Source organism: Parabacteroides sp. AF39-10AC (assembly GCF_003635405.1).
Taxonomy (GTDB): Bacteria; Bacteroidota; Bacteroidia; order Bacteroidales; family Tannerellaceae; genus Parabacteroides; species Parabacteroides distasonis.
The window spans coordinates 1-24,328 of sequence record NZ_QTLP01000040.1 but is presented as its reverse complement, the minus strand read 5'-3'; the positions used below and the strand labels follow the sequence as shown (position 1 = coordinate 24,328).

The 24,328-nt window shown below is 39.1% G+C and carries 23 protein-coding genes and 1 pseudogene; all 24 read right to left on the bottom strand.

Going from position 1 to position 24,328, the window contains the following annotated elements:
• A partial coding sequence (locus DW033_RS22740) for a nucleotide sugar dehydrogenase (protein ID WP_122383190.1) occupies positions 1 to 954 on the bottom strand: 954 nt, incomplete at its 3' end.
• A gap of 63 nt (positions 955 to 1,017) precedes the next feature.
• Positions 1,018 to 2,604: an alginate lyase family protein gene (locus tag DW033_RS22735; protein ID WP_122383188.1), complete on the bottom strand. Its 1,587-nt coding sequence runs from the start codon at positions 2,602 to 2,604 to the stop codon at positions 1,018 to 1,020.
• A complete protein-coding gene (locus DW033_RS22730) occupies positions 2,586 to 4,703 on the bottom strand; it encodes a bi-domain-containing oxidoreductase (protein WP_122383189.1) in 2,118 nt (705 codons plus the stop codon). The genes DW033_RS22735 and DW033_RS22730 overlap by 19 nt, the downstream gene beginning before the upstream one ends.
• Before the next feature lie 8 nt (positions 4,704 to 4,711).
• Positions 4,712 to 6,040 carry a phenylacetate--CoA ligase family protein gene (locus tag DW033_RS22725; protein WP_122383187.1) on the bottom strand — a complete coding sequence of 443 codons (1,329 nt, stop codon included), beginning with the start codon at positions 6,038 to 6,040 and terminating at the stop codon, positions 4,712 to 4,714.
• Positions 6,037 to 7,074, bottom strand: coding sequence for a CapA family protein (locus tag DW033_RS22720; RefSeq protein WP_122383186.1), 1,038 nt, complete (start codon positions 7,072 to 7,074; stop codon positions 6,037 to 6,039). Before DW033_RS22720 ends, DW033_RS22725 begins: the two co-directional genes overlap by 4 nt.
• Complete coding sequence (locus DW033_RS22715) at positions 7,071 to 8,387, bottom strand: phenylacetate--CoA ligase family protein (RefSeq protein WP_122383185.1); 1,317 nt, start codon at positions 8,385 to 8,387, stop codon at positions 7,071 to 7,073. The genes DW033_RS22720 and DW033_RS22715 overlap by 4 nt, the downstream gene beginning before the upstream one ends.
• Complete coding sequence (locus tag DW033_RS22710; protein ID WP_122383184.1) at positions 8,377 to 9,843, bottom strand: DUF362 domain-containing protein; 1,467 nt, start codon at positions 9,841 to 9,843, stop codon at positions 8,377 to 8,379. The genes DW033_RS22715 and DW033_RS22710 overlap by 11 nt, the downstream gene beginning before the upstream one ends.
• A 63-nt stretch (positions 9,844 to 9,906) precedes the next feature.
• Positions 9,907 to 11,019: a glycosyltransferase gene (locus tag DW033_RS22705; RefSeq protein ID WP_122383183.1), complete on the bottom strand. Its 1,113-nt coding sequence runs from the start codon at positions 11,017 to 11,019 to the stop codon at positions 9,907 to 9,909.
• A gap of 31 nt (positions 11,020 to 11,050) precedes the next feature.
• On the bottom strand, positions 11,051 to 11,272 hold the full coding sequence (locus tag DW033_RS22700) for a hypothetical protein (protein WP_122383182.1): 222 nt from the start codon (positions 11,270 to 11,272) through the stop codon (positions 11,051 to 11,053).
• Positions 11,273 to 11,533: 261 nt separating this feature from the next.
• Positions 11,534 to 11,890, bottom strand: a complete 357-nt coding sequence (locus DW033_RS22695; protein ID WP_122383181.1) for a hypothetical protein — start codon at positions 11,888 to 11,890, stop codon at positions 11,534 to 11,536.
• A 32-nt stretch (positions 11,891 to 11,922) separates the two neighbouring features.
• A complete protein-coding gene (locus DW033_RS25115; protein ID WP_122383180.1) occupies positions 11,923 to 12,276 on the bottom strand; it encodes a hypothetical protein in 354 nt (117 codons plus the stop codon).
• Positions 12,277 to 12,818: 542 nt separating this feature from the next.
• Positions 12,819 to 13,991 carry an EpsG family protein gene (locus DW033_RS22685; RefSeq protein ID WP_122383179.1) on the bottom strand — a complete coding sequence of 391 codons (1,173 nt, stop codon included), beginning with the start codon at positions 13,989 to 13,991 and terminating at the stop codon, positions 12,819 to 12,821.
• The gene (locus tag DW033_RS25405) at positions 13,991 to 14,299 is read right to left on the bottom strand and encodes a DUF4422 domain-containing protein (RefSeq protein ID WP_122383178.1); all 309 of its coding nucleotides are present in this window, start codon (positions 14,297 to 14,299) and stop codon (positions 13,991 to 13,993) included. The genes DW033_RS22685 and DW033_RS25405 overlap by 1 nt, the downstream gene beginning before the upstream one ends.
• Before the next feature lie 184 nt (positions 14,300 to 14,483).
• The gene (locus tag DW033_RS25400) at positions 14,484 to 14,735 is read right to left on the bottom strand and encodes a DUF4422 domain-containing protein (protein ID WP_122383177.1); all 252 of its coding nucleotides are present in this window, start codon (positions 14,733 to 14,735) and stop codon (positions 14,484 to 14,486) included.
• 794 nt (positions 14,736 to 15,529) lie between these two features.
• A complete protein-coding gene (locus DW033_RS22670) occupies positions 15,530 to 16,360 on the bottom strand; it encodes a DUF4422 domain-containing protein (RefSeq protein ID WP_122383176.1) in 831 nt (276 codons plus the stop codon).
• Entirely contained in the window at positions 16,353 to 17,609 is a 1,257-nt protein-coding gene (locus DW033_RS22665; protein WP_122383175.1) for a lipopolysaccharide biosynthesis protein, read from the bottom strand. Before DW033_RS22665 ends, DW033_RS22670 begins: the two co-directional genes overlap by 8 nt.
• Positions 17,596 to 18,864 (bottom strand): glycosyltransferase family 1 protein, encoded by a 1,269-nt coding sequence (locus tag DW033_RS22660; protein WP_122383174.1) that lies wholly within the window; start codon positions 18,862 to 18,864, stop codon positions 17,596 to 17,598. The genes DW033_RS22665 and DW033_RS22660 overlap by 14 nt, the downstream gene beginning before the upstream one ends.
• Complete coding sequence (locus tag DW033_RS22655) at positions 18,861 to 19,961, bottom strand: DegT/DnrJ/EryC1/StrS aminotransferase family protein (protein ID WP_122383173.1); 1,101 nt, start codon at positions 19,959 to 19,961, stop codon at positions 18,861 to 18,863. Before DW033_RS22655 ends, DW033_RS22660 begins: the two co-directional genes overlap by 4 nt.
• 16 nt (positions 19,962 to 19,977) lie before the next feature.
• Entirely contained in the window at positions 19,978 to 20,628 is a 651-nt protein-coding gene (locus DW033_RS22650; protein ID WP_122383172.1) for an acetyltransferase, read from the bottom strand.
• 166 nt (positions 20,629 to 20,794) lie between these two features.
• Positions 20,795 to 21,208 (bottom strand): FdtA/QdtA family cupin domain-containing protein, encoded by a 414-nt coding sequence (locus tag DW033_RS22640; protein WP_122383170.1) that lies wholly within the window; start codon positions 21,206 to 21,208, stop codon positions 20,795 to 20,797.
• Positions 21,209 to 21,431: 223 nt separating this feature from the next.
• A complete protein-coding gene (locus tag DW033_RS22630) occupies positions 21,432 to 21,836 on the bottom strand; it encodes an FdtA/QdtA family cupin domain-containing protein (RefSeq protein ID WP_122383168.1) in 405 nt (134 codons plus the stop codon).
• A 296-nt stretch (positions 21,837 to 22,132) separates the two neighbouring features.
• Positions 22,133 to 22,694 (bottom strand): annotated as a pseudogene (locus DW033_RS22625) (MraY family glycosyltransferase); the annotation flags it as partial.
• Between the two features lie 5 nt (positions 22,695 to 22,699).
• Entirely contained in the window at positions 22,700 to 23,107 is a 408-nt protein-coding gene (locus DW033_RS22620) for a hypothetical protein (protein WP_122383167.1), read from the bottom strand.
• Positions 23,108 to 23,149: 42 nt separating this feature from the next.
• Positions 23,150 to 24,256 carry a transcription termination/antitermination protein NusG gene (locus tag DW033_RS22615; RefSeq protein ID WP_122383166.1) on the bottom strand — a complete coding sequence of 369 codons (1,107 nt, stop codon included), beginning with the start codon at positions 24,254 to 24,256 and terminating at the stop codon, positions 23,150 to 23,152.
• Positions 24,257 to 24,328: the final 72 nt, after the last annotated feature.

Genomic DNA, 24,328 nt, shown 5'->3' with positions numbered 1-24,328 from the left:
AGGCTTGAAAGCCAAGCCCATCATTGCCACCGCCGGCTTACGCCCATGCTTCAGCTCAAACCGTAGCATGGCGTTCCTCACTTTCTCAGCGCACCAAAATGCCTTGTAGTTATTCGTCTCACGAGCCGTAGAGATCATACGGCTCTCCATCGGAAACTCCGCCGTGATGAAGTAAGGGTCCACCGCTATGCAATGACCGCCAACTCCGCAACCCGGCTGTAAGATATTCACACGGGGATGCCTGTTCGCCAAATCGATCAGCTCCCACACATTGATTCCCGCTTTATCGCAGATAAACGACAATTCATTGGCGAAAGCGATCTGCACGTCCCGGCTTGAGTTCTCGGTCAATTTACACATCTCGGCCGTCTTGCTATTCGTTGGGTGAAGCGTACCCTTCACGAACTGGCCGTAGAACTCCATCGCCTTACGGGTGGAGGCCTCGTCCATACCGCCGATGACCCGGTCGTTATGCACCAACTCATAGATCACGTTACCCGGAAGCACCCGCTCCGGGCAATAAGCGATATAGATCCTGCCCTCCAGCTCCGGCCGTTCCGAGAAAATCAAACTAGCCATCCGTTCGGTTGTCCCCACCGGCGAGGTAGACTCGATCACGTACAAATCCCCCTCCTTCAACAAAGGAAGCACCATACGGGTAGCCGACTCCACGAACGATACGTCCGGCTCATGATCCCCCTTGAAGGGAGTGGGTACCACCATGAAATAAGCGTCGCTCACCCGAGGCTCGGTGTAAGCCTTGAAATGCCCGGAGGCCAGTACCTCCCGCAACATCTCCTCCATACCCGGCTCGATGATATGCAATTTCCCTTGGTTGGTAACCTCCACCACCTGGGCGTTGATATCCACTCCGGCGATCTCCACCCCGTGCTTTGCGGCAATAATAGCCGTGGGCAGGCCAATATAGCCCAAACCCATGAAACATGCTTTCATAAGAAATATGTGTTATTTTTTAAAAGTAAGATCTTAGGCTGATCAAGAATGGTCCAACAACGATCAACCTATTGTATAAGAAAGTTTCTTCACAAAATGAATACGAATTGTCTTAGATAGGTGAAAACGGTTATACGTAAATGACACTTGATCTTCTACAATCTCGACAGAGGATGCGCCGGCCACTCTTATCGCCGCGATATTCGTCACGATCTCAGTCCGTGAACAAGACATGATCTCCACATCCGGAGCCAGATGGATCAAGCTTACGGCTTTCACGCCAGTTGAGACAGAGTCCTCTATCCTAAAACGATCCTTATCGATCATAAATCTTCGATGATGCTTACCCAAGGAACCAAAGCCATCATGCCAAGCCTCCACCTCATTCGGAGAATCTTTGAGAAGCGTCACCCTTGCCCGTCTCCCCACACGAAAGCCACCCCATACCTCGCTAGAGTTCTTATCCCCTATCATCACCGTATTATGGGCCGCCGTGCCACGCTCGTATTGCCTACGGGCTGTCTTTTCATACGTAGAAATTCCGGTATCTATAACGAAAGGCTTACCCCCTATCCGCAACTCATAATTGAACATATCCGCATGCGAATGGCCGGGTTGGTAAGAGGCCTTTATGTCTCCAACATCCACGATAGCCTCCCAATGGCCCGCCATCAATTTTCGATAGCCACACGCTCCCATCGGAAGCTTTTCCCAATCCATATCCAATCGCTTAGCGTATTCAAACAATTGAGCCGGAGAAGGCGCGATTCCCTCAGCGGAATCATTCAGGAGAGGTATCGTATTATCTTTATAAACGACAGAGGCTACATGCCCCAACATGCTACGAGCCTTCTCCCGTAAGCGTTCATTCAGACCTTCCTGCCCTATAAACCTTAAATTATTCATAGAGACATTATAGCAATCCAGCAACCGATCCAATAATATACAATGATACATCGGTGATTGCTCGTAATGAGCGCCATCCGGAAGGAGTTGTTCTTCCAGCTCTTTAAATAATAGGTCTTTCGCCTTTTGATAGATCGGCTCATCCTTAAAATAAAGCCCGGCCCATAACAAGGAGAAAGCGTCTTCCAATAAGTGATTCCCTAAAAGATGATATTCCAGATTATCCAGTAAAATCTTATATTGGGCATACAAGGAGGAGTCCCATTCTCGCTTATTCTCTGCCGGAATATAAGGATGATATTTCGACAGGAACTTGATCCAATTGATGCCTCGTAAAGCGATCGGATAAGGTTCCAGACCATTCCTATTCCCCTCTATTTCATCGACAAACTTATCGATCCAGCAAACGGCCTGTTCGAAAGATATAGTTTCTTGATGAAGGTAGTCCATATAATTTAGATTATAGGACCATAACTTACCAAAGCTCTCATCGTTCCATCCTAGAAAAGCGGATTCCTTACCCAAGAAAGAGAAATGCCCCGTAACACTATCCAAGTCCGTATATTTCGAGATGAAAAGTTTAAAAGACAAAGGATGTCCCACTCTCGGTAATGACAATACATACCGAAAGCTCCTGTATTTCCTAATATATGCCCGTAGCCTATACCAGACTTGATAACGAACTTGGCGAGATCTCAAGTTCCGAAGAGTAGAAATATATAATTTTAGAGATTCACCCAACATCTTTCTTTCAAGCTCGTAATGCAAGCGAAAGTAGCTTTTGTCGTATTCAATATACTCCCAAATGGAATCAAAGGCTCACCGCCCTCCCGGATACGTTCATTCAACAACGTAAATTGACGTTTTTGCCCTTTATCCATACCGGCCTTCATCGATAAGAAACCCTTAAAACCATACCCGGTCAATTTACGCCAGTTATCCAAGACCAAGACCCTCTCCTGAGAGAAAACCTCCACACGTTCCTTCGCGTACGACTTTGAACCATTTGAGAAGTAATTGATCACCGCATTCGTCCCGTTCGCATAACGAAGTAATATACTAGCGTTATCCGTATTCTCCTCCGGATTTTCTCCTAATGCGTTCATACAAACAGCCACGACCTCCGAGCCCGCCAAGAAAGAACATAGATCAATAAAATGGCAAGCCTCGCCAATAATACGTCCCCCACCAATCTCAAGATCATGTACCCATACCTCCGGCGGAATAAAGCCGGCGTTCATCGTTGCCACTATATTCTTTGGTCCATCACCCAGCAATTGCTTCATCTTCTCGGCGAACGGAGAGAAACGGCGATTAAAACCAACCGTCAAGGTCGTGCCCTTAGGAACTTCTTGATAGGCCTGTACGATATCATCCAATTCCGTTTTATTCAAACATAACGGTTTCTCCACGAATACGCTTTTCCCATTCCGTAAAGCCTCTATCACCATACGGGCATGCAGGTTATGCCGTGTCGTGATCATCACCAGATCTACCTCCGGATCTCGCAATATGTTTTGATAATCCGAGGTAGCGTTCTCCGCTCCCGCCTTCTTCGCCAATATCTTGGCAGACAAGCCTTGGGCGCTAGCTATATACTTGATTCTCGCTTTGGCCTTAGCCAAGCAAGGTATGATCATGGCGGAGGTATAATTACCCGCCCCTATGATTCCGATCTTGCCCTTTCCACTCACAAAAGCATTACTGCCGATAGAAACAACCGACTCCATTTTTGAATCAGCGGGAAACCGCAATATAGAGGCGATCGATCCTTTCTTGCGCATATCGCCATAGATCTCCTCATAGTCTGCCAAGTCAACCTCTTCCGTTATCAACGGCCTGACATCCAACGATCCGGATGAGATCGCATGGAGTATCGTCTCAAAATTACGCTTTTCCGTCCAGCGGACATAAGCCAACGGATAATCATGCCCCTTGTTCTCATATTCCTCGTCATAACGTCCGGCCCCATACGAGCAAGATACCTGAAAACTCAACTCCTTCTTATAGAAGTCATCCCTTCGCATATTCAATCCGATAACACCCACCAGCACGATCCGTCCCCGCTTACGGGACATCTCACACGCTTGATGGATCACCTCATTGCTTTGCGTGGAGGCCGTGATCAAGACACCATCCGCACCGATACCACCCGTATAATCCTCCACGAGCCTTACCGGATCCGTACCTTTGCCCGGATTAACAGCCACGATTCCCTTCGAAGCGGCCATATCCACCTTCTGCTGGTCAAAATCCACCCCAATAACCTTACAGCCGTTCGCTCTCAACAACTGCGCCGCCATCAGACCAATCAATCCCAGACCGACCACCACGACCGTCTCGCCCAACTGAGGATTCAATAAGCGGATTCCTTGCAAGCCAATCGAGCCAATCACCGTAAAGGCCGCTTCCTCATCCGTTATATCATCCGGCACCTTCGCCACCAAGTTCTTCGGCACGCAAACAAACTCCGCATGATTCCCGTTCGAGGCCACCCGATCGTCCACCTTGAACTCAGCGACACCTTTCCCTACAGCTACCACACGTCCGACATTGCAATATCCCAAAGGTAAAGGCTGCCCTAGCTTATTGAACACGGCCTCCAGTGTCGGCTGCAAACCATCCGTCTTGATCTTGTCCAAAACTTGCTTCACCTTATCCGGTTGTTGCCGTGCCTTATCAATCAGGTTCGCCTTGCCGAACTCCACGAGCATACGCTCCGTTCCAAGAGACACCAACGTACGAGTCGTTTGGATTAAAACATGACCGGATTTCACTTGAGGAACAGGAACTTCCTCCAAGATGGTTGACCCGGATTTGAGGTCTTGAATTATTTGTTTCATCATCTATCCTATTTTACATCTGAAATTACCAGTCTCAATTTCCCTGATCTTGTACGAGAAATCTTGTCTACGTAAGAAATTGTAATTTTAATTGAATCTGTGATCCGTGAACGAATCTCAGACCAAAGCAATTGTTCATCCGCAATGCTATAAAATTGCCCTTTTACAATTCTAAATTCTATCTCTGAGATCGATTTTTGATAAATCTGAGCCTCTTGAATATTTACTAAATCTTTAAATATATGGTCTAAACGTCCAAGTTTAACTCCATTAGGTAACGATATATAATCTTCTTTTCGTCCATCTATAGATAAGACATTCACTGTGCCATTCGGTAATCGTTCAATTTTTGCGATATCTCCCGTATCATAGCGAACCAAGGGAAACGCATAATTTGAAAAACCAGTACCAACAATCCGGCAGATTGTTGGATCTTCCTCAGAAATCGGAACAAACTCCACATACGCAAAATCCTCATCAATTTTCCATCTTCCATGTACATCTTGGCTCAAATTAGCTACCCCCTCTGCCAAACCATAATGCTGTGTCAATTTTGCGTTAGGAAAAACTTTACTAATAATTTGTTTTTGGCCTTCCAATAAATTCTCGGCTCCAAATGTCACATGTGTAACAAAATGTAAAGGAGTCAATCCTTGATCCGCAATAAGGGACGCTAATAAAGATATTTGAGAAGGATATCCATGCAACCAAGTTAGTCCCGATCTTTTCAGTTTTTGATAATACAACTCCACAGTATCTTTATTCAAATGATACGCACTAAACATAACCTGTTTGCCCGGATAATTAATACGCCAAAACGGAGCCTTTGTATTCTTTGTAGAAATAATCGTACGACCTCCAAACCATCCACACCAAGTATTCAAGTCAATCCCATGCCAACCACGGTATCTCCACCATACAGCCCATTGCTTGTTCTCCATCTCCCGGCTACAAGGAAAGACCAATCCCCCGCCCGTAGTTCCACTTGTATGCAACAAATAAGTCTCTCCTATAAAATTCAGATTTACAATGTCATTATGATGAGTTTTAACATCTAACTTTGTCTGTATAGGTAATTTCAACAGCTCCTTATACAGATTAGTTGCTGTTACATTAAAGCCAAAATCTCTAAACAACCTTTGATAATAAGGGACAGTTCGAATCTCCTGCAAAAACAAACGAAGCTCCGCCTCCGGCTGATAAGCATATTTATCAAAAAGGGACAACTGCTTCTTAAAATTCTTATTCAATCGCTTTCTACAAATCAAGAAACCTTTCAATGAACAAAGAAAGTTCTGTATTATAACAGGAGATAGATAATATAACTTTTTTATCATAAACTTCTTATAAAATATTTCACTAAGTTCACAAACGTTCCCCTAAACAATACCCACTTGGTTTTAAGATCCAGCAACACTTTACTATCGGAAAAATAAAAGATAGGAAGAAATTTCTTATGATATCTATTTTCTTGAAAAAAGTAATTATAATCGGACTCACCATAAATTGCCATGATATTATTTGAATCATCAAAAGCCTCACACATATCAATAGCACGAACGGACATGTTCTTTACATCATAAAAGAAACGATATATTTTAAATTGATTATCAGGTAATATCTCAAACACTAATTCATTATAAGAGAACCTTGGATATCTCAATTTTCCATTCCAATATATATTTTGAGGGAATAAAAAATTACCCAATCCATAAACGATCGGACGTCCTTTGTAAAATTCTATTTGTTGAACCCTATGAGCATGACAACCCAAAACCGCATAAACTCCCAGATCAATTAAAACCTTAGATAGTTCCCGATCAAAAGGTTGAGGATATAATTCCAACTCATAATTCCAATGAAAAAAACAAATAAGTTTTCTCTTCGGATATTGAGATAATGCTTTCCTAACAGAGGATAAAACATGTTCTTTTTCATAAGGATTTACTCCCTCTTTTGTTTTCGATGCATATACACACTCTATTACATTCCAACCAAAAGCAAGGATAGCAAAAGACTGCCCATACTCATCCTCTACCAACAATGGACGTTCTGCCTCCTCTAAAGTTTCCCCCGCTCCTACAGGCTCGACATCCAGCCTAGACAATAAATCAACAGTCTGTTTATACGAACAAACATCCAACAAATGATTGTTCGCCAATCCGAATCCCTTAAACGAAAAGCTCTGGCATAAATCCCTTACCGCATCATAATCATTGAAAACAACCTTCCGAGACAAATAAGCGGAAGAATCGATCAATAAGCTACCCTCCAAATTTCCAAACCATGTTTTTTCTCTAATAGATAGAGGGATAGACGAATAGTCAATACTTCCCACAAAAGGTAAAGCGATATCACCACAAAAAATCATAATCCTATCACGGTTCGTAATTTTCCACCCTTACCTCTAATCAACTCCCCACTCAAATCAAGAGAAATCATACAACCCTCAAAAATCTTAGAAAGCTCTTCCTTAAATAAATACGGAGTACTTACGTCCTTCTTATCGAGCAAGACTAATTTTAAAAGGATATTTGCCTTATTTTTTTGGATAATTTGATACTGTTCAACCTTGCCTATAAAATCATAATTAGCTATGCGCATATTTATATTAGCCGCAGAATATTCTTTTCCATTGGGAAGTTTGATAACATCCGCAGAGCGTCCAAGAAGCGAACTGATCTTTTTAAGTCCCCGCCCACATGCGCAAGGCGTTAAGTCCCATTTAGCACGATCACCTATTTTGTAACGAATCAAAGGAAAATCAAAAGTATGCAAGAATGTCAGTACCACATCTCCTACTCCATTCTCATCTTGATTAACAATCTCAACAATACACTCCTCCATATCGACATGCAAACCACCGCAAGGACATTCATGGGCGATAGACCCCTCTGTCGCCACATAATCCGAACGAGGAATCACGCCAAAGGTATCCTCTATCTGTTTTCTCTGAAGTGGATTTAAAGATTCGGAATTAGTAAAAATGGCTAATGGCTTATGAATATCCAACCGGCTATTTTTTAATTTTATAGCTAAAGATGCAATACCGCTTGGATATCCCATTATTACTTTGGGCGAAAGGAGATCTATTGACTTTGCCACGTCTGTTATATTTTCATCCGTTATTTCCGATGCGTAAATCTCATGTTTTGATGTCGCCTTATAATGTAGATAATGAACCAAATCCTGAACAACACCATGTTCTTGGGGAGGAATCCCGGACACATTCAATAGACGATCACATCGTCCTACCCCATACCAGTTACGGAACCTCAACCTACTAGCTATTTTATAACTTTGAGCAAGACGTGTTCTCACAAATTTAAAAGGAACCCCGGTAGACCCTGTCGTTTTTAACCAGACAATTGGTTTTGTAGCGGATTCGCTCACAAAACTATTCAATTGCGAGTTGATGCACGTCTTATCTATAATAGGTAATTTCTTCAAATCGTCCAATGACTTAAAATCCTCACAAGTCAATCCATGTTCCTTGAAATAAGCTTGATAGAATGGGACAGATTGTGCTACAAAGGACAATAACCTTCTTAGAGAAGAAAGTTGAATCAACTCAAGTTCCTGCATCGATAACCACTGCGATCCATTTATTTTATCTAAAATAGGATAGGGAGAAAATCCATTGTATCTATCCGCTAACGATATCAGTAACGATTTATTTTTCATTTTTCCAACCCTCTGGTTTTTTAAAAGACAAACTTTCCAATTCTTTAATGAGTAATGTATTCTTTGTTTTCACTTCCGGATCTTGTGCCTTTAAGATACGTATAGGAATAGAAGAAAGGTCATCTATGTCTGGCAATAGGTCAAAACGATGTTTTTTTACACCTTCCACCAATAATTTCATATGCCTTAAGTCATAACCCATTAGTTGAGCCGCTATAGCATCAGCTACTAACGGATTATGGGTATGGATTAGAAGATTTGTATATTTTTCCGAAACACACATAGGTCCCTCCCCTTCACCACTGATAACACCATCCACAATATTAATATACTTCCTAGAAGTCATTGGATTCAAATTCCCTTTTTTGTCCGTAAATAAAAGACAGCGGTTTAAGTCTAAGGTCATTCGCCACACAGTATCATTACCATGCCAAGCTCCACCCGCATAAGGATTTTTTCCTCCTGATTTATGAACGAGACCTAAGAGTATTCCCCAAAATTTCATTAGCAGATAACTTTTAGCTAATAAAGGAAGTAGATATCTTAAAACATAATATCTCAACAGCAATGATGGTGTTTTTTTCGGGTATTGATCGCCTCCTTCTTCCTTGAAACCAAGTCTAAAGTGCGGAAGATAATTTTTGTTTCCATTTATGCCTACCAAATTCTTCATTGCGACAGTCAACCCCAACAAATGATGAGTCTTCAATTTTGGTATATTTATAAATAGATCACAAACAATTGGTGTACCTGCAATTAGATATTGATGTCTTCCCTCCGAATGGGCATGTATGGTATCTTTATTGTCATAGCCAGATCCATAAAACAACTTAGCATCAAGAGAAGAATCATTAAACATACTGTCCTTACCTAGATCAACCAAATAATAGCCATTAGGGTCACCCTGCAACTTCAGTCCCTTCTTCGTGTTAACAACCCCAGATGCCTCAAACCACTCTGGCCTAAAATCCACAAAGTGAACCTGTCCCGAAGCGTAAGAGTCATAAAATTTTCTAAACTCTTCGATATTCAAGATCGTTTCCAATTTGGAAAAATCACAATCCCAATGAGGAGCATCCCCAACATAAACTTTACCATTAGGTCCCACGGCCAATAAAGCATAATCTATAACGACTCGAACTATAGACCAATGCGTAATTACACTAAAAATATCTGAATCCTCTTTCTCATTCCAGTGGCGAACCATATTGGGCTTGATTGTCACGACACCTCCCTCTGGGACCAAGATGCGTAAAGGATTCCAATACGTAAGGTCTTCGTCATCTTTGGGTGGATAATTCTCTAAAAATAATCTCCTAACCGAATCATATACAAGATTAGGACTATCACTAATCTCCAAATGAGGATTATTCGAAAATTCAGGATATACTCTATCCGGATGAAAAGGTACTCTCGATGGATAGCCTTTTACATTATAAATTATACTTCCATGCATATAAACTCATATTTTAAAATTATCAGATATTAATCATTTTCTTTCGTTAGCTATTATCTATTTTTAATTTTTACCCAAGAGCTTATGATATACATTTAAAACCTGTTCATTAAAACTTAACCGATATTTATATATGTCTTTTTTTTGACAGCTTACGCAATATCTTTTTTCCTCCAATTTATCAGCCAAGGCATTCACATTACCCGCTTCAAAAAGAGATTCCTCATCTAACATAGGATTACTCTTGAACATAGGGATATCTGACGCTATAACATCCGTTCCCAAGGAAATAATAGTAGATACCACTCCACTATTTGTGCCCCTCCAATAAGGAAGGACAACACATTTGGATGTATATATCAATTTACAGTACTCCATATCTGATAAATACTGCAAACGAAATGTAATATTCAAACCAGCATAATCATCAACTCGCAAATGAGAATAACCGGGAAGATTTCCTGCTATACAAAGGGTATAGTCTGGATAACGAATATGAAATCTTTTCCAAGCTTCTAATAAAACATCAAGACCCTTTTCTTTCCTGAGATACCCGATAAACAAATAATCAAATTCTTTATTACAAGGTCGTGTAATGTCAAATATCTTCGATAAGTCCATAACAGGGAAATCATGCTTCAAAATCTTTAGTTCCGAAATGCCAAAATAAGAAGATAGATCTCTTTGTGAATTTAAATTATGCACCAATAAGAAATCCGGGATAGCCAAAGTCTTATGCATTCTAGTTATAGCAGAATGGCCATGTGAATATTCTGATTGAAAAGGTAACACATCATGGCAAGTCAATACAAGAGTAGATTTAGAAACAATACGGATCATCCTAAAAAACAACTTCTCAACAAAAAATCCATAAGTAATAAGCGAATAATTTACAACACGAGGTCGATATATCAATACATAAAATAATGTCACCATCAATCCCCAAGTCAATTCCGCATATCTGATACAAGGACTCAACCGATTACGTTTCTTTCCGCTAATTAAATCCGTATATTTAAAAAACACTTTCTTACCATAAGCCAGAGGATAATAATAGCTAACGAAAACATCTTGTGATATCCCCACAGATTTCAACACTTGATAGATCTCATCTAAATAAAGACCTCCATTACCCTGCGTACCCCAATAAACATGAAAAACATCCTTTCTTTTCATTCGATATTATTTTTGTTTTATGCAAAATCTACTACATAGGAACATGCGTTGAAGAAATTCTTGATTTTAAAGCATACACACCGTTAAAAAACACCACATAGCCACTTGATTTCCAATTGCCTAACTTACTCCTTAAGCGCTCGCTTTCCAACTCTTTCCTTACATCCTCAATCTTGTTATCCAAACGGTCCTGATACTTGGTGATCTTCGCCCATTCGGAAGCGAAAGACTGATTTTTCTGATTCTCTGTCATAATCGTAAATATATAGATTAGACTGGACGGCATTGGAAAACAACAATATCACCTCCTCACGACTGATACGATGACAGGCTTTTATAGCCTCAAACTTCGGACGGAGAAGTTTGCCGTCATCGAACCATTTCTGGTAGACGACATAACCGTTCAAGTCAAAAACACATGCGCACTAAATCAGCCAGGCTGTCACCCCCTTTTCTCATATCGGAAGGAACGCTGCTGATATAGAATCGAGTCCGATTAGTAAAGTTCAACATCTCAAGAGGTCATTTTACGAAGCAGATCCAAGACCGCTGCCAGATTATTACTGCAGATTTCTATATCATCCCCACAGGGGGTAGACAAGACAAGCGGTCTGATATACCAACCACCCGTAGAGGAAGGAGCGCTGGTAGGACACTCACAACGCTCTTCAATAATCTGAAGAGGAATAAACGAGGCACCGGAAGAGGAATCAGCCGTGCCGGATGAATGGCAAGCTCCATAATTTTTCTTATACTCAACCAAACATTTATAGTCAATACCCTCATCTGTACAATACTTACGGAGATTACAGCCTTTGCGGTGCTGGTTGTAATCCTGCATAATCTTTTCAAAATACTCTTTTGTCTCCATACTTTTTGGGGGAAGACAAAAATAGAAACTAACTAGCAAAACAACTTACGCTGTAAGGGTCGAATACGGGATAAGTGCAATCCATTGCTTATGCGAATCTCTACCCAAATACGAACCGGTTTATCCGCACCACCAGATGGCTTCTGAACCTCAACCGAGGGAGAAGCCTCTTGAACAGCCATATTCTCTGGGACACCGTCAACCTTAACCACGACTATTTTACCACATATTCTTAACGTAGCCATAGGACATATGGAATAAAAGCTCTCCCATGCTTTTAATAAGAATTCTATTCCTTTTTCTTTTCTTAAATGGCCTATAAATAGAAAATCTACAGGTGAATATTCTTTTGTTGAATAGTTTCTTTTCAGTTTATTTAAATCCATTACAAGAAAAGGATGTTCGATAATTTTGTTTTTTATTTATAGAAAACAAATTGATTAAATCATATACTGATTTTTCTGTATGAACTAAAAGAAAATCTGCATGATGAAATATTTGTTTCCTATATTTCATTTCAGAATCCCAACCACTATTACGTGCTACATCATGACAGGTAATAACGAGTTTCGAACCAGATATCACCTTAAGTAATTTAAAAACCAAGATACAAAGAAAAAACTATTACCAGCATGTAAATAATTAATTAAAACGGGCCTATTAATAATTGATTTGATTAGTATAATTACATAAGCTTTAAGAACTTCAAGTAGTAAAAAAAAACTTTCTTAATCTTCCTTTTTTCTAACCCATATGCTACATCCCCCTTAAAAAAACATTTTTGATCCATAACTAAATATATAATAGTAATAAGCAAAAGCCTTCTGCTTATATCCATTTCATTCTAGCACCTTATAAATCTCGTCAAAATATAGGCTAGCGTTGCCACTAGTTCCCAAATAAACATGACATATCATAATTAAAAATACTATCTACCATCTTCAATATAAAACTTTATTCTATCCTCTATATACTCTTTTTGGAAAATCGAATTATAAGGATAGTAACGAACATACATAGAAACGCCCTTATCACTCGTTCCTGAATTAATCATGTAAAATGGTAAATATGTTATAAATATTAATATTGTCAATTTCAAAACTTTTTGATGATATGTCCCTCTACAAATAACAAATCTATATAAACCTTCAACAATTACGACCAAATATATAATTTCAAAATAATTAAATACACGGTCAGCAATAGGGATGGAATAACGCATTAAAACCGTAGCAAAATAAGCATATAGAATTTTTTTAAGATCATTATTACTTTTTGTAATCAATAGAAAAGGAGAATCATTATTATTATTCTTATTCAAATACAAGAAATATATAAGAATTAAAGCAACAGAGGACTTAAATGCAAATCCCAATAAGGAAATATTTTCAAAGCCATCTCCATATCCTGTAGGATCGCCTAAAAACAGGTAGTTTGCGATAAAATCCGTAGCGTTTATTTGCGAATTAACAAAAAAAGCAAAAAACAATCCACCTATTGCCACAACCTTTTTACTTATACCAAAATAAAGAAATGACATAGTTACAATAAAGAAAATAGAATATATATGAATACTAAAACCGATAAATAACAAAATAATCGATAATATTTTTTTGTTTTTAAAAAACATTATCAGGGCCACTAAATCAATACCTATAGCCAAAGATTCACGTAAAATATCTGTCGAAAAATATAGATAGTCATAAATAAAAAAAAGAAAAAGAGCTGTAAAAACTTTTGTTGTAGTGTTTTTTATAAAGTAAAAAATACATATATTAAAAACAAAACTACATATCAATTGAAGTAAAACAAAATCACCGACGGTTCTACAAAAAATATTTAAACCAATCCATAAAGGAGGATAAAGTCTACCTAATTGAGGATAATACAAAGTTTCAGTTCCAATAGGATTATATAATGACGAAAATTCCTTTTCATAAGAATAACTATCAGGACCAAATTGATACCTTAAGCCAACCAATAAAAATAAATAAAGTAGACATATGTAAATATGACGTAATTTATTATTCTTTTTTAAGCATATGTCATATCTAAAAATAAGATACAACAGATACATTCCAAATAATATATATGGAAGCATTAATTTCTAGGTTTATTAAAGAAGAAGGAACACTTACAAGCTAAAACATATTTTTTATCATTAAAGTGAGTACTTGACAATTCATCAGTCACCCAAGTTAATTGACTTTCAAAAACTCGAATTTTATCAATGGAATAATTTGAAGGGTTAATCAACCTTTCTGCTTCCAAGAGGATATCAAATACCCAGGAGCAATAGCTATTAAACATATTCCATTTCATTATGAACATATTATGACCATAAACAAAATTATTAAATTTAAACAACTCATCAAAGGCGTTGTCGTAATCGGGATATTTATCGTGAATATTTTTTTAAAATTTCAAAATTCTCAATATGATAATTCATACGACATACATTTCTTAAATTATATGCATACCAATATTTTTTGGGCATTATTACATCGTATTTTGATAATAATACTAAAATATCATGGATATTAACATCGTTCACAAAATCATATGAAATATTTGGTAAAATTTTGATCATAGATTAGGAAAAACCATGTGAGAAATTAAAAAAACGACGATAACTACAGAGACCTACATACTTTGTAGGTTCCATATTTTTCCATGTCCAATATAGCCCTGTGATTTCAGACCAGTAAGTATTACGAATACTAATATTATTACCAGTGCCATCACCAGAAATACCTAATTCTAGTTTAGTAAATGCCTTACCACATTGGATAGGCATATATATATCACTATTAGGAACAAAATCATTGTCCTTATAATAGCACATCAATAATTTAACATTTCATTCATAATCTTTAATATTTAATAGGGTGTCCAGTTTTACGTTCCCAAAAACGTAGTATTAAGCACCCTTGTTATTGTTAACACAACACTCTCATTTTTAACGCTTTAGTTAGCAAAATAATTCTTTGACAGTTTGTATATATCATTGATTTTTAGCAACTAAGTAAAATAATTAAGCAACTAAAAACAATGAAAAAGATAGATTCAAAACCCGATAAAGAAACCCTCGAAGAGGAGGTTAAACGTCTTCGTAAAGAGAATGCCTAGCTTAAATCTCAGAAAGCGACCGACAAGGCCAAGCTTAAAGAGGTGAAGAAGGAAGTCAAAAAAAAGACGTAGCGACCGTGACCGTGACCGAAGAACAAAAGAATTTGTTATCGACCCTATTCCCAGACATAGATACTCTCTTCTGATCGTTCTGCTTTGTGTATTGATCTACATTCGTACCAATTGTGGCCTTCGCACTGTAGTGAAGATACTTGAAATCTTCAATGAGGTGCTTGAAGGCAAATGTGGAAAGGTTCCATGTTACAATACCGTAGAGAACTGGGTGAAGAAGTTGGGCTTATCTGCTTATGAGAATGACAACAAACCAACCGATAAGAAGTTTGCCTACATCATGCCCCCCACTTAGTAGTTTATATCGCAAATAATGGATAAAAAGCCTAATATTATTTGGCAATCCTCTTTTTAATCTATTATAGGCCTTTTATATCGTGTCGATAGCAATAGTATAATAGCAGAAGACCAATAAAAACATAGACCATATCTTAAAATCTAATTTCTTGGTTTATTAAGAAAAAAAGAGCATTTACAAGCAATTTTATATTTCAAGCTATTAAACTGAGATTTACTTACTTCGTCTGTGACCCAATTAATCTGACTTTGATAGTTCTTCAGATTGTTTTTGAAGATATACAACGTAAGCAACAGTTCATGCATATAGCCAAATACTCTAATTTTATCTATTGGATAATTGCTTGCATCAATTCTGCGTTCAGCTTCTAATAATATATCAAATACCCATTTACAATAATCATCAAATAGGCTCCACTTCATTATAAACATATTATGTCCATATACAAAATTATGTTTACGAAGCAATTCTATAAAAGCGACATCATACTCAGGATACAATTCATGTATTATATCTTGCAATATTTTGAAATCATCAATATAATAATTCATTCTATTTACATTATACAAGCTATATGCATACCAACATTTTTTCGGTGTCACAATATCGTATTTTGATAAGATCCTAGCAATATTAGGGATTTTAATATCATTAATTTTTGCATAATTAGATTTTTGTAAAATCTTTATCATTGGCATAAAACGACTATGATTAAAATTAAAAAAACGTCTATAGCTGCACAAGCCAACACAGTCAACAGGCTTCATATTCTTCCAAAACCAATATAATCCTGTAATTTCAGACCAAAATTGATTTCGGGCACTAATGTTATCACCTATATCATCACCCTGCATTTTTAGGTTTAAGCCTGTTGATGCTTTACCACATTGTATTGGGAAATAGATATCATCTGATGGAACAAATTCATTCTCCTTGTAGTAACAACAAAGAATTTTTACATTTTCATTCATATTCAGAAATATTTTTTATTAAATAAATAGCTTTTTTATGATAGATACTATACAGATAAACTGACTTCCCTAAATACGCAATTGTCACAGATATTATAGCACCTATTATACCAAAAAAATGCACAAAAGCAAAGCAAAAAAAAACGAGTATTACTCCTTGAACTAAAGTTGCATATTGGATATATTTAAAAGCAGAAGTAGTCATAATTATCAACTGTATTATTTGACTATAACACATAAAAACAAATGCCGGGAATAACCATAAATAAAAATCAACTGATTGTAAATATTCATATTTTCCTATCAAGTTTAAAAATGGAGTCAATAAAAAATATATTAATAAATATACAAATGATAAAGCACCAACACCCATAGCGGTATTCCTTCTTATATTTCTTATTAACTTGTCCTTATTTCTGGAGCCATATATCCATTGCGGAATTATTATCACACAAATAGCAAATATCGGAGTAAACTCGCTAAATAGTTTATATGCAACATTATACAAACCTATATCGGATACGCTTATGTTCTCAATTGCATAAACATAATTAACACCCAAATTTGTCAGATAAATACCTAAGACCCCCAATATTTGCCAAATAGAAAAATATAGCGTTTTATTAAAGCCACTCCAACTTATATTAAGTTTATCTTTTGTAAAAAAGTTCCAATAAAATATTGATACAAGTACAGCATAAGCCAGATTTAGCACAAAGAATATATATACGTATGACTTAATGCTTCTGCAAAAAAAACATACGATTAAAACGAATAATATGGTATAAACAATATCAAACATAGATTGCAAATTATTCTTTGAGCAAGGATATAATAATTGATTGAAGAAACTTTGAATGGAGAATCCAAGAAAAAGAATGAAAGTTTCTCCTATATATGATTCATCCTTTATTAGATCCGTTATTCTTTCTTTAAATATTACGTAAGATAAACTTACCAAAATGAAACATATAAATACAATTATCAGCCTATATAAAACAATGTTTTTGTAAGACCCTTTTTCTATATACTCTTTTGTTCCAATATTAACAATAGTCGGGTCAGTCCATCCAGTAGTTAATATATACAACAATTGCGCAACGGTAATCACAAGAGCTAATTGTCCATATTCATCTGGACTAAATAAATATATAAGGAAAAGAGAGACAAGTTGTGTTCCAAAAGAACTTCCTAATTTAAAAATATAGAATAGCTTAAGCTTTTGCCTGATAATACTAAGAATGTTCATAACAAGTTCTCAAGTGTATAAATATTACTTTTCTTAATAAACATGCTTGAGGTATAGATATTTTATATTTAATATACTCTCCTCTCTTTAAAGATGATATATACGCTTCTGCGTTAGTCTCAAAATCAAACATCTTTCGAATACATTCATATGACGACTTCGCAGAATTAAGATAATCACCTTCTATACTTGATATTGTCTCATCAATAGTCGGGAATTTATTCAAATCATTGTCATAGAATAAATCCACGCCAACGTTACCTTGGCTCTTATTAACATATAAACCACCACAGATATCTTTGCTAAACAACTTGTAGTCAGGACTAGCCATAGCCATAATTACAGGAATTCCATATTGAGTCATCTCAATTATCGAAGTGCCCATAGCATAGCCAATAGCATGACCTTGTATTACTTCGCCCAATTTATCATAATCAACTTTGCCTAAGAAAACAACTTGATTGCGATCAATGCAATTTTTATCCATATAATCTTGAACAAACTTCTCTGCGCCATAGCCTACAACTGATAGAGAATAATCGGGATGCCTTTTCAAGAAATTCAGCATTGCGCACAATGAAGGAAGCTTAAAATTTACAAACCGGCCAATCCACAAGATTTTTTTATTGTTAACAGGCTTGAAAGAGTAGTCAGGGAATGAGCATGTAGGTAAGGGTACAATATTATCTTTTGGTATTTGAATTCCATATCGCCCCCATAATCTTACGATAACTTCGCTCATCGGGATTAATACGCCTTTGCTTTGCACCTCACGGAAAAGATTCGTATTAAACTTCATCATCTTCTTAGAAGAAAAATTTCTTTTTCCTCGCAGTTTGAGGATTAATTTATCAAGAAGTGTTTGACAACAATACAGATTGTCTTGATCATGAAGAATTAAATGAGCCAATTTGATATGATACGATTCTTCCTTTGTTAAATCTGTAGTCAAATACAAATCTCGTGCACAAAATGAGAAAACCTCATATTTAACATCTCTATCGAAAGAAGATAATATGGCATTTCTTAAATCTTTTCTCTCTGCATCATTAAGATAATAATAATCAACTGGAAGATTAATAGGACAACAATGTTTCTTATTAATACCTTTCTTTTTTATATCCGATTCTATGTAACTTTCACTTTTATAAAATAGTAATAATTCAGGACATTTCTTCTCGAAATACTCTGCTAGCCGTACAAAAAGTGTCTCTCCACCTCCAAGATAGGTATTGAAATTAATTAGTGCAATCATTTGAATGAATTAAAAAAATCAACCACAATCTTGGCCTCCTCAGCAGACACAATTTGATTCATTGGAATAGACAATTCCTCGTCATGAATCTTTTCTGTAATAGGATATACACGATTATTCCACTCTTTGTAGCACTCCTGCTTGTGAGGAGGAATAGGATAGTGTATCAATGTCTGAACACCATTTACCTTGAGATACTCTTGTAATTCGTCTCTACGCTCGCAGAGAATAGGAAATTGGTGATATACATTGTTCTCGTTAGGGATGCGTGAAGGCAGAGTAATGAGTGGATTCTTAATATTATCGTAGTAGTAAGCAGCTAACTCTTGTCGCTTTGCATTGTCCTCATCAAGGTATTTCAACTTCACATCGAGTACTGCAGCATCGAGCTCAGACATACGGCTGTTCACGCCAACATACTTAAATACATATTTCTTTTGGCTACCATAGTTTGCGAGCGCACCAATCACGCTTGCTAGTTCTGCATCTGATGTTGTAATAGCACCTGCATCTCCAAAAGCTCCCAAGTTCTTACCAGGATAGAATGAGTGAGCCGCAGCATCGCCAAGTGCACCGGTTTTTACACCCTTCCATGCACATCCATGACTCTGAGCACAATCCTCCATCAGTTTAAGATTGTGCCTCTTACAAATATCACCAAGCTTGTCATTGTAAGCAACACGACCATAGAGGTGAACAATCATCACTCCCTTTGTCTTTGCTGTGATAGCCTCCTCAATGCGATCAATGTCAATCTCTAGATTATCCCATGTTGGCTCAACAAGCACTGGAATGAGATTATTCTTGGTAATTGCAAAGATAGTAGCTATGTAAGTATTGGCAGGAACTATAATCTCATCACCTTCGTGAAAGACACCCATCTCAATATAACCTTTCATAATGAGATAAAGTGCATCAAGACCATTTGCTACAGCTATACACTCACTAGTACCTATATATTTTGCATAATCAGCCTCAAACTGCTTGTTCTCATTGCCTTGAAGAAACCACCCCGACTCAATAACTCTATTGACTGCGGCTTTGTATTCATCACCATACTGCATGGTGATTGCCTGAAGATCTAATAACTTTATCATTTTGATTAATTTCAATTTATAAACTTCTTAAATATTTTGCAGGAACTCCTACATATATTTGGTTGTCAGGTATGTCTGTTGTAAGAACACAACCTGCTCCCGCCATTGCACAAGAGCCTATTTTGTGTTTTTCTAGAACTCTGGCTCCAATTGCCACATCAGAGCATTCTCCCATCTCAGAATATGATCCAACTATTGCACCCATTGCCACATGACATAACCTTTTTATAACTACATCATGTCCTATACACGTATTGGCTTTAATCATCGTGCCTTCACTTATATAAGTTCTAGGACCTATGTATGCATTATACATAACAAAACAACCTGATTCTATCACAGCACTTTCTGCAATAAATGCAGTATAGTGAATTATTGTAGCCAACCTATCTTTTGGTATTTCAAGTCGATCATAAGCTTCAATTGTTTTGTGATTTTTAGCTATCAAATGAATTCCCCATGAAAAATAATAATCCTCTGAAACGAAACGCTCGATGTCGGATGTACCTCCCAACACAGGATATCCATCTACTGATTCAACAAAATCATTGATAAATCCAGCAACTTCCCATTCGTAATTAGGGTCATGTGAAAGATTGCTATTTATACATGACGCTATTACACTTCCATGGCCCTCTCCACCTAATATTAAAACTCTTTTTTTCATTACGCAACCTCCTTTTTTCTGATCAGTTGTGAATGGAAAAAAATTAATACTTGAATACAGATGTTGCAATTGGCTCCAATTGTAGCTTCGGGTAAAACTACACAGAATTGCCTAATCCGTGTTCCAGTACCAATCTTCTTAGATTGGACATCTGCTAATGAATGTATCATTTTTTGTAATCTAAAAATTCATTGTAATCACGAATGTAGTCCTCCTTTTCATAAAGATCTGAGGCCAAGACCAAACAAATGGAGCCAGAAGAGAAACCTTGTTCCGCAGCCCAAATGCCGGGAGGAATATGCAAGCCATAAAAAGGACGATTCAACAAAACCGTACGCTTGTTTACCCCATCATCCAACATCACCTCAAAGCTACCACTTGCAGCAATCAGAAACTGATGACATGCCTTATGAGCATGAGCACCCCGTGCCTCACCTCCCGGTATGTCATACGAATAGAATACCCGCTTGATATCAAATGGCACATTCACATTCCCATGGATCGGTGTGATATTCCCCGCCCGGTTCTCAATCTTAGGAAGCTCCACGATCGAGCAACCATAAACCGTTACTTTACACATACTATTTTTCGTTTTAAATATTTCGAAACAGGAATCTCATAATAATGATACACCACATAACTGGTCAAAAGGATAGCAAGAAACAAACAGCCATCTTCAATTGCCATAAAGAACAAGACTCCACAAGAACCACCAGCCTTAAACCATCCAGTTCCATCCACGGGATAATGATGAAGGAAAATCATGATAGCAAATATGAAACGAAGAGATTGTAGCAAGGATATCATGGATTCATTATCCTTAGGAATTCTTGATAATCATAAATGTAATCCTCCGCATCATAGGGCGTGGATGCCAATACCAAGGCCAAGGAATTGGTAGAGAAATTATTCATCTCACGCCAAAGCCCCTTGGGAACATACAAGCCATAATAAGAGCGGTTGAAGGCATAAGTGGTACGCACCTTACCAGTGTCTATCACCACATCAAAACTACCCGAAAGGGCTACGATGAACTCTTCGTTCTCCTTATAGGCATGACCGCCTCTTCGCTCACCACCGGGAACGTCATAGATCCAATACGTCCGTGCTATCTTGAAAGGAATGTGTCTCAATTCCTCAATAATAGACAGGTTGCCTCGCTTGTCCAAGATCTTGGGCAAGTCGATAATCCTAACTCTATCTTCCATATTGTTTGATAAAAATGATTGGTCAAGTAACATGGTTACTTCTTCCATGTAAACGATTTATACAGTGCACCCGTTATCCATTAAGCATTTACACACAGGGATGTAAGCACTCTATTTAGTTAAAAATTACATCTTGAATTTAACATTGGCTGCTAGCCAATATGATTTTGTCAGGGACCATATTAAGGTAGATTGCCGCCATCTACCCTTCCCCCAGCACATACTTCACGATCGCCCACCAGATATTGCGCACGCTCCCGCCATGGATATGAAGCACACATTGACTTACTTTTTCTTTGGATGAAAAAGACCACGCTCAGGACAGACAGGGCGATGCAACACAGGCCGGAGGCCAAGCCATCAATGCCGTCGATCAGGTTGATGGCGTTCGTCACGTAGACCACGGCGAAGACCGTGACCGGGACGCCCACCAACGCCGAGACAGAATAAATCCCGAACAGGCCACCCAACGAATCGATCCAGCTGCCGGACAACACCAGCAGAAGAGCCGACACGACCTGCACGACGAACTTGTAACGGTAACCAACACCCACCAAGTAAAGCAGCGTCATGCCCACGAACAGGAAAAGGTACTCATAGAGCATACCAAGCGACAGACTCGACACGTCCGAGGCCCACAGGTAAAGGCGAAAGCATCACCAAGGCCATCGACATCAAGATAACCGGGAAGAACGACAACCCGCCCAGACAGGGAACAGGGGTCGTATGCACCTTACGGGAGTCCGGAATATCATACAGGCGTTTCTTGTGGGAGATCACCAAGATCCTAGGGATGATAACCATGCCAAAAAACACGGAGGTCAGGAAGCCGGACAGTAATAATAACGGTATTTGCATCGCACTCATACGCTCTCACTCAATAAAGGCAACCCCTCCACCTCGCTAGCGTGCCATTCACGGTAGTCCGACAAGGGAAGCCCGGGGACGGTCAATAGCTTGTAATCCAACTCATCCCTACTCAATATATGTTTGCGAACGTACGAACGCAACGAACGATCCGTCACGGAGACCATCACGATCGGGAACGGGTAGGCGAATAGGCACAGCGGCGTGGTCTCGCTATCCGGGAACGCACGACGCAACTGATAGGCAGAACGCTCGAACGCAACCCAGTAGAGACCCGTACAATACAGGTGGATTGAGTTCTGGTTCGCACGCTCACGATCCATGATCTCTGTCAAATGATCACGCAACAGGTTCATCAAACGGATACCCGAAGGAACCTCGCACATATCTCTCTCTTTTCTCATATCTTTTATTTATCGCTATGCGCAACTGTCAACTGTCACTTGTCAACTCCCTACGTGCCCGAACCAACGGTCGTAATCACGCAAACGACGTATCAACACGGACTTGCTCTTCTTGGGCGAAGCCTCGTCCTGCCAAGGGTCAACCAACTCGTGCGCCATGCGCTGGTAGAGGCTGCTGTCCGTACAGCCGTACAGCGTGACCAGCAACAAGGCACGGGATTGCCCCGCTTTGATCACCGGGAGCATGCTGCGCATCGTGGAGTGCAAACGATCGAACTCATCCTCATCGCCCAACAACCTATAAGCAGGAAGGAGCAACGAGTAAAGCTTGCAACGGATCACGTCGGTCTCAGCACGGAGCGAGGCGTAGCCACGCAGGACCTCACGGGCCAGACAGGCATCCTCCTCACCTACGTCGCCGCAGGCATGGTAACGGCCCAAGGCCCCGTGCAAGCCTTCCGACAGACGGTCGTTGTCCAAATGGGTATAGACGTGCTTGCCCCTCGTGTTCAACTCGATCAACTCGTACTCCCCCGCTCTCACCTCGAACAGGGGAACCCATATGCAATCAAGGATACGCACCATCACGTCCTTATGGCCACCGCCCGGCTGTACCACCACCTCGGCCTCCATGTCGGTAAAAGGGCCGGAGGTGATGCGGACACGGTCACCCCTCAACAGGCGGCCGCTATCCGGAACGTACACCGGAAGTTCGTTGGAGTAAGACGCCGCAATCCAGCGTAAGCTATCCATCTCTCGATCGGAGAGATAGGGGAAATAAGATTGTCCACCGTCAGATACCCGGGGGAGGAAATTGTACAGGGGAAGCGTACGCTTCAGGCTAAAGATCTCGTTCTCGGAGGCGTGGATGAACACGTAGTTGTACAGCAGCGGTTGCCTCGTGTTGACCATCTTACCGCCAACCTTCCTCGCCTCGACATACGAGGGGGAGAAATACTCGAACAACGTCTCCCCACGACGCTCACGCCGCAAAAGCTCAGCGTCCAGTCCCTTCGAGGGGCTGATCCTGTCACGCTTCCCACCGGCGGTAGGGAGCGTGAGCACGTACCAGCGGACGGCCTCTTGGTCACGTCGCTTGCGAACATGTGCCATGAACCTATCCGAGCACTTGCTTGTTAATATATCCATCTCTATGATTATCTTTTCTAGTGGTTATCCCGTGGCCCGAAAACAGACCCCACGGCAATTCAGAGCCCTACC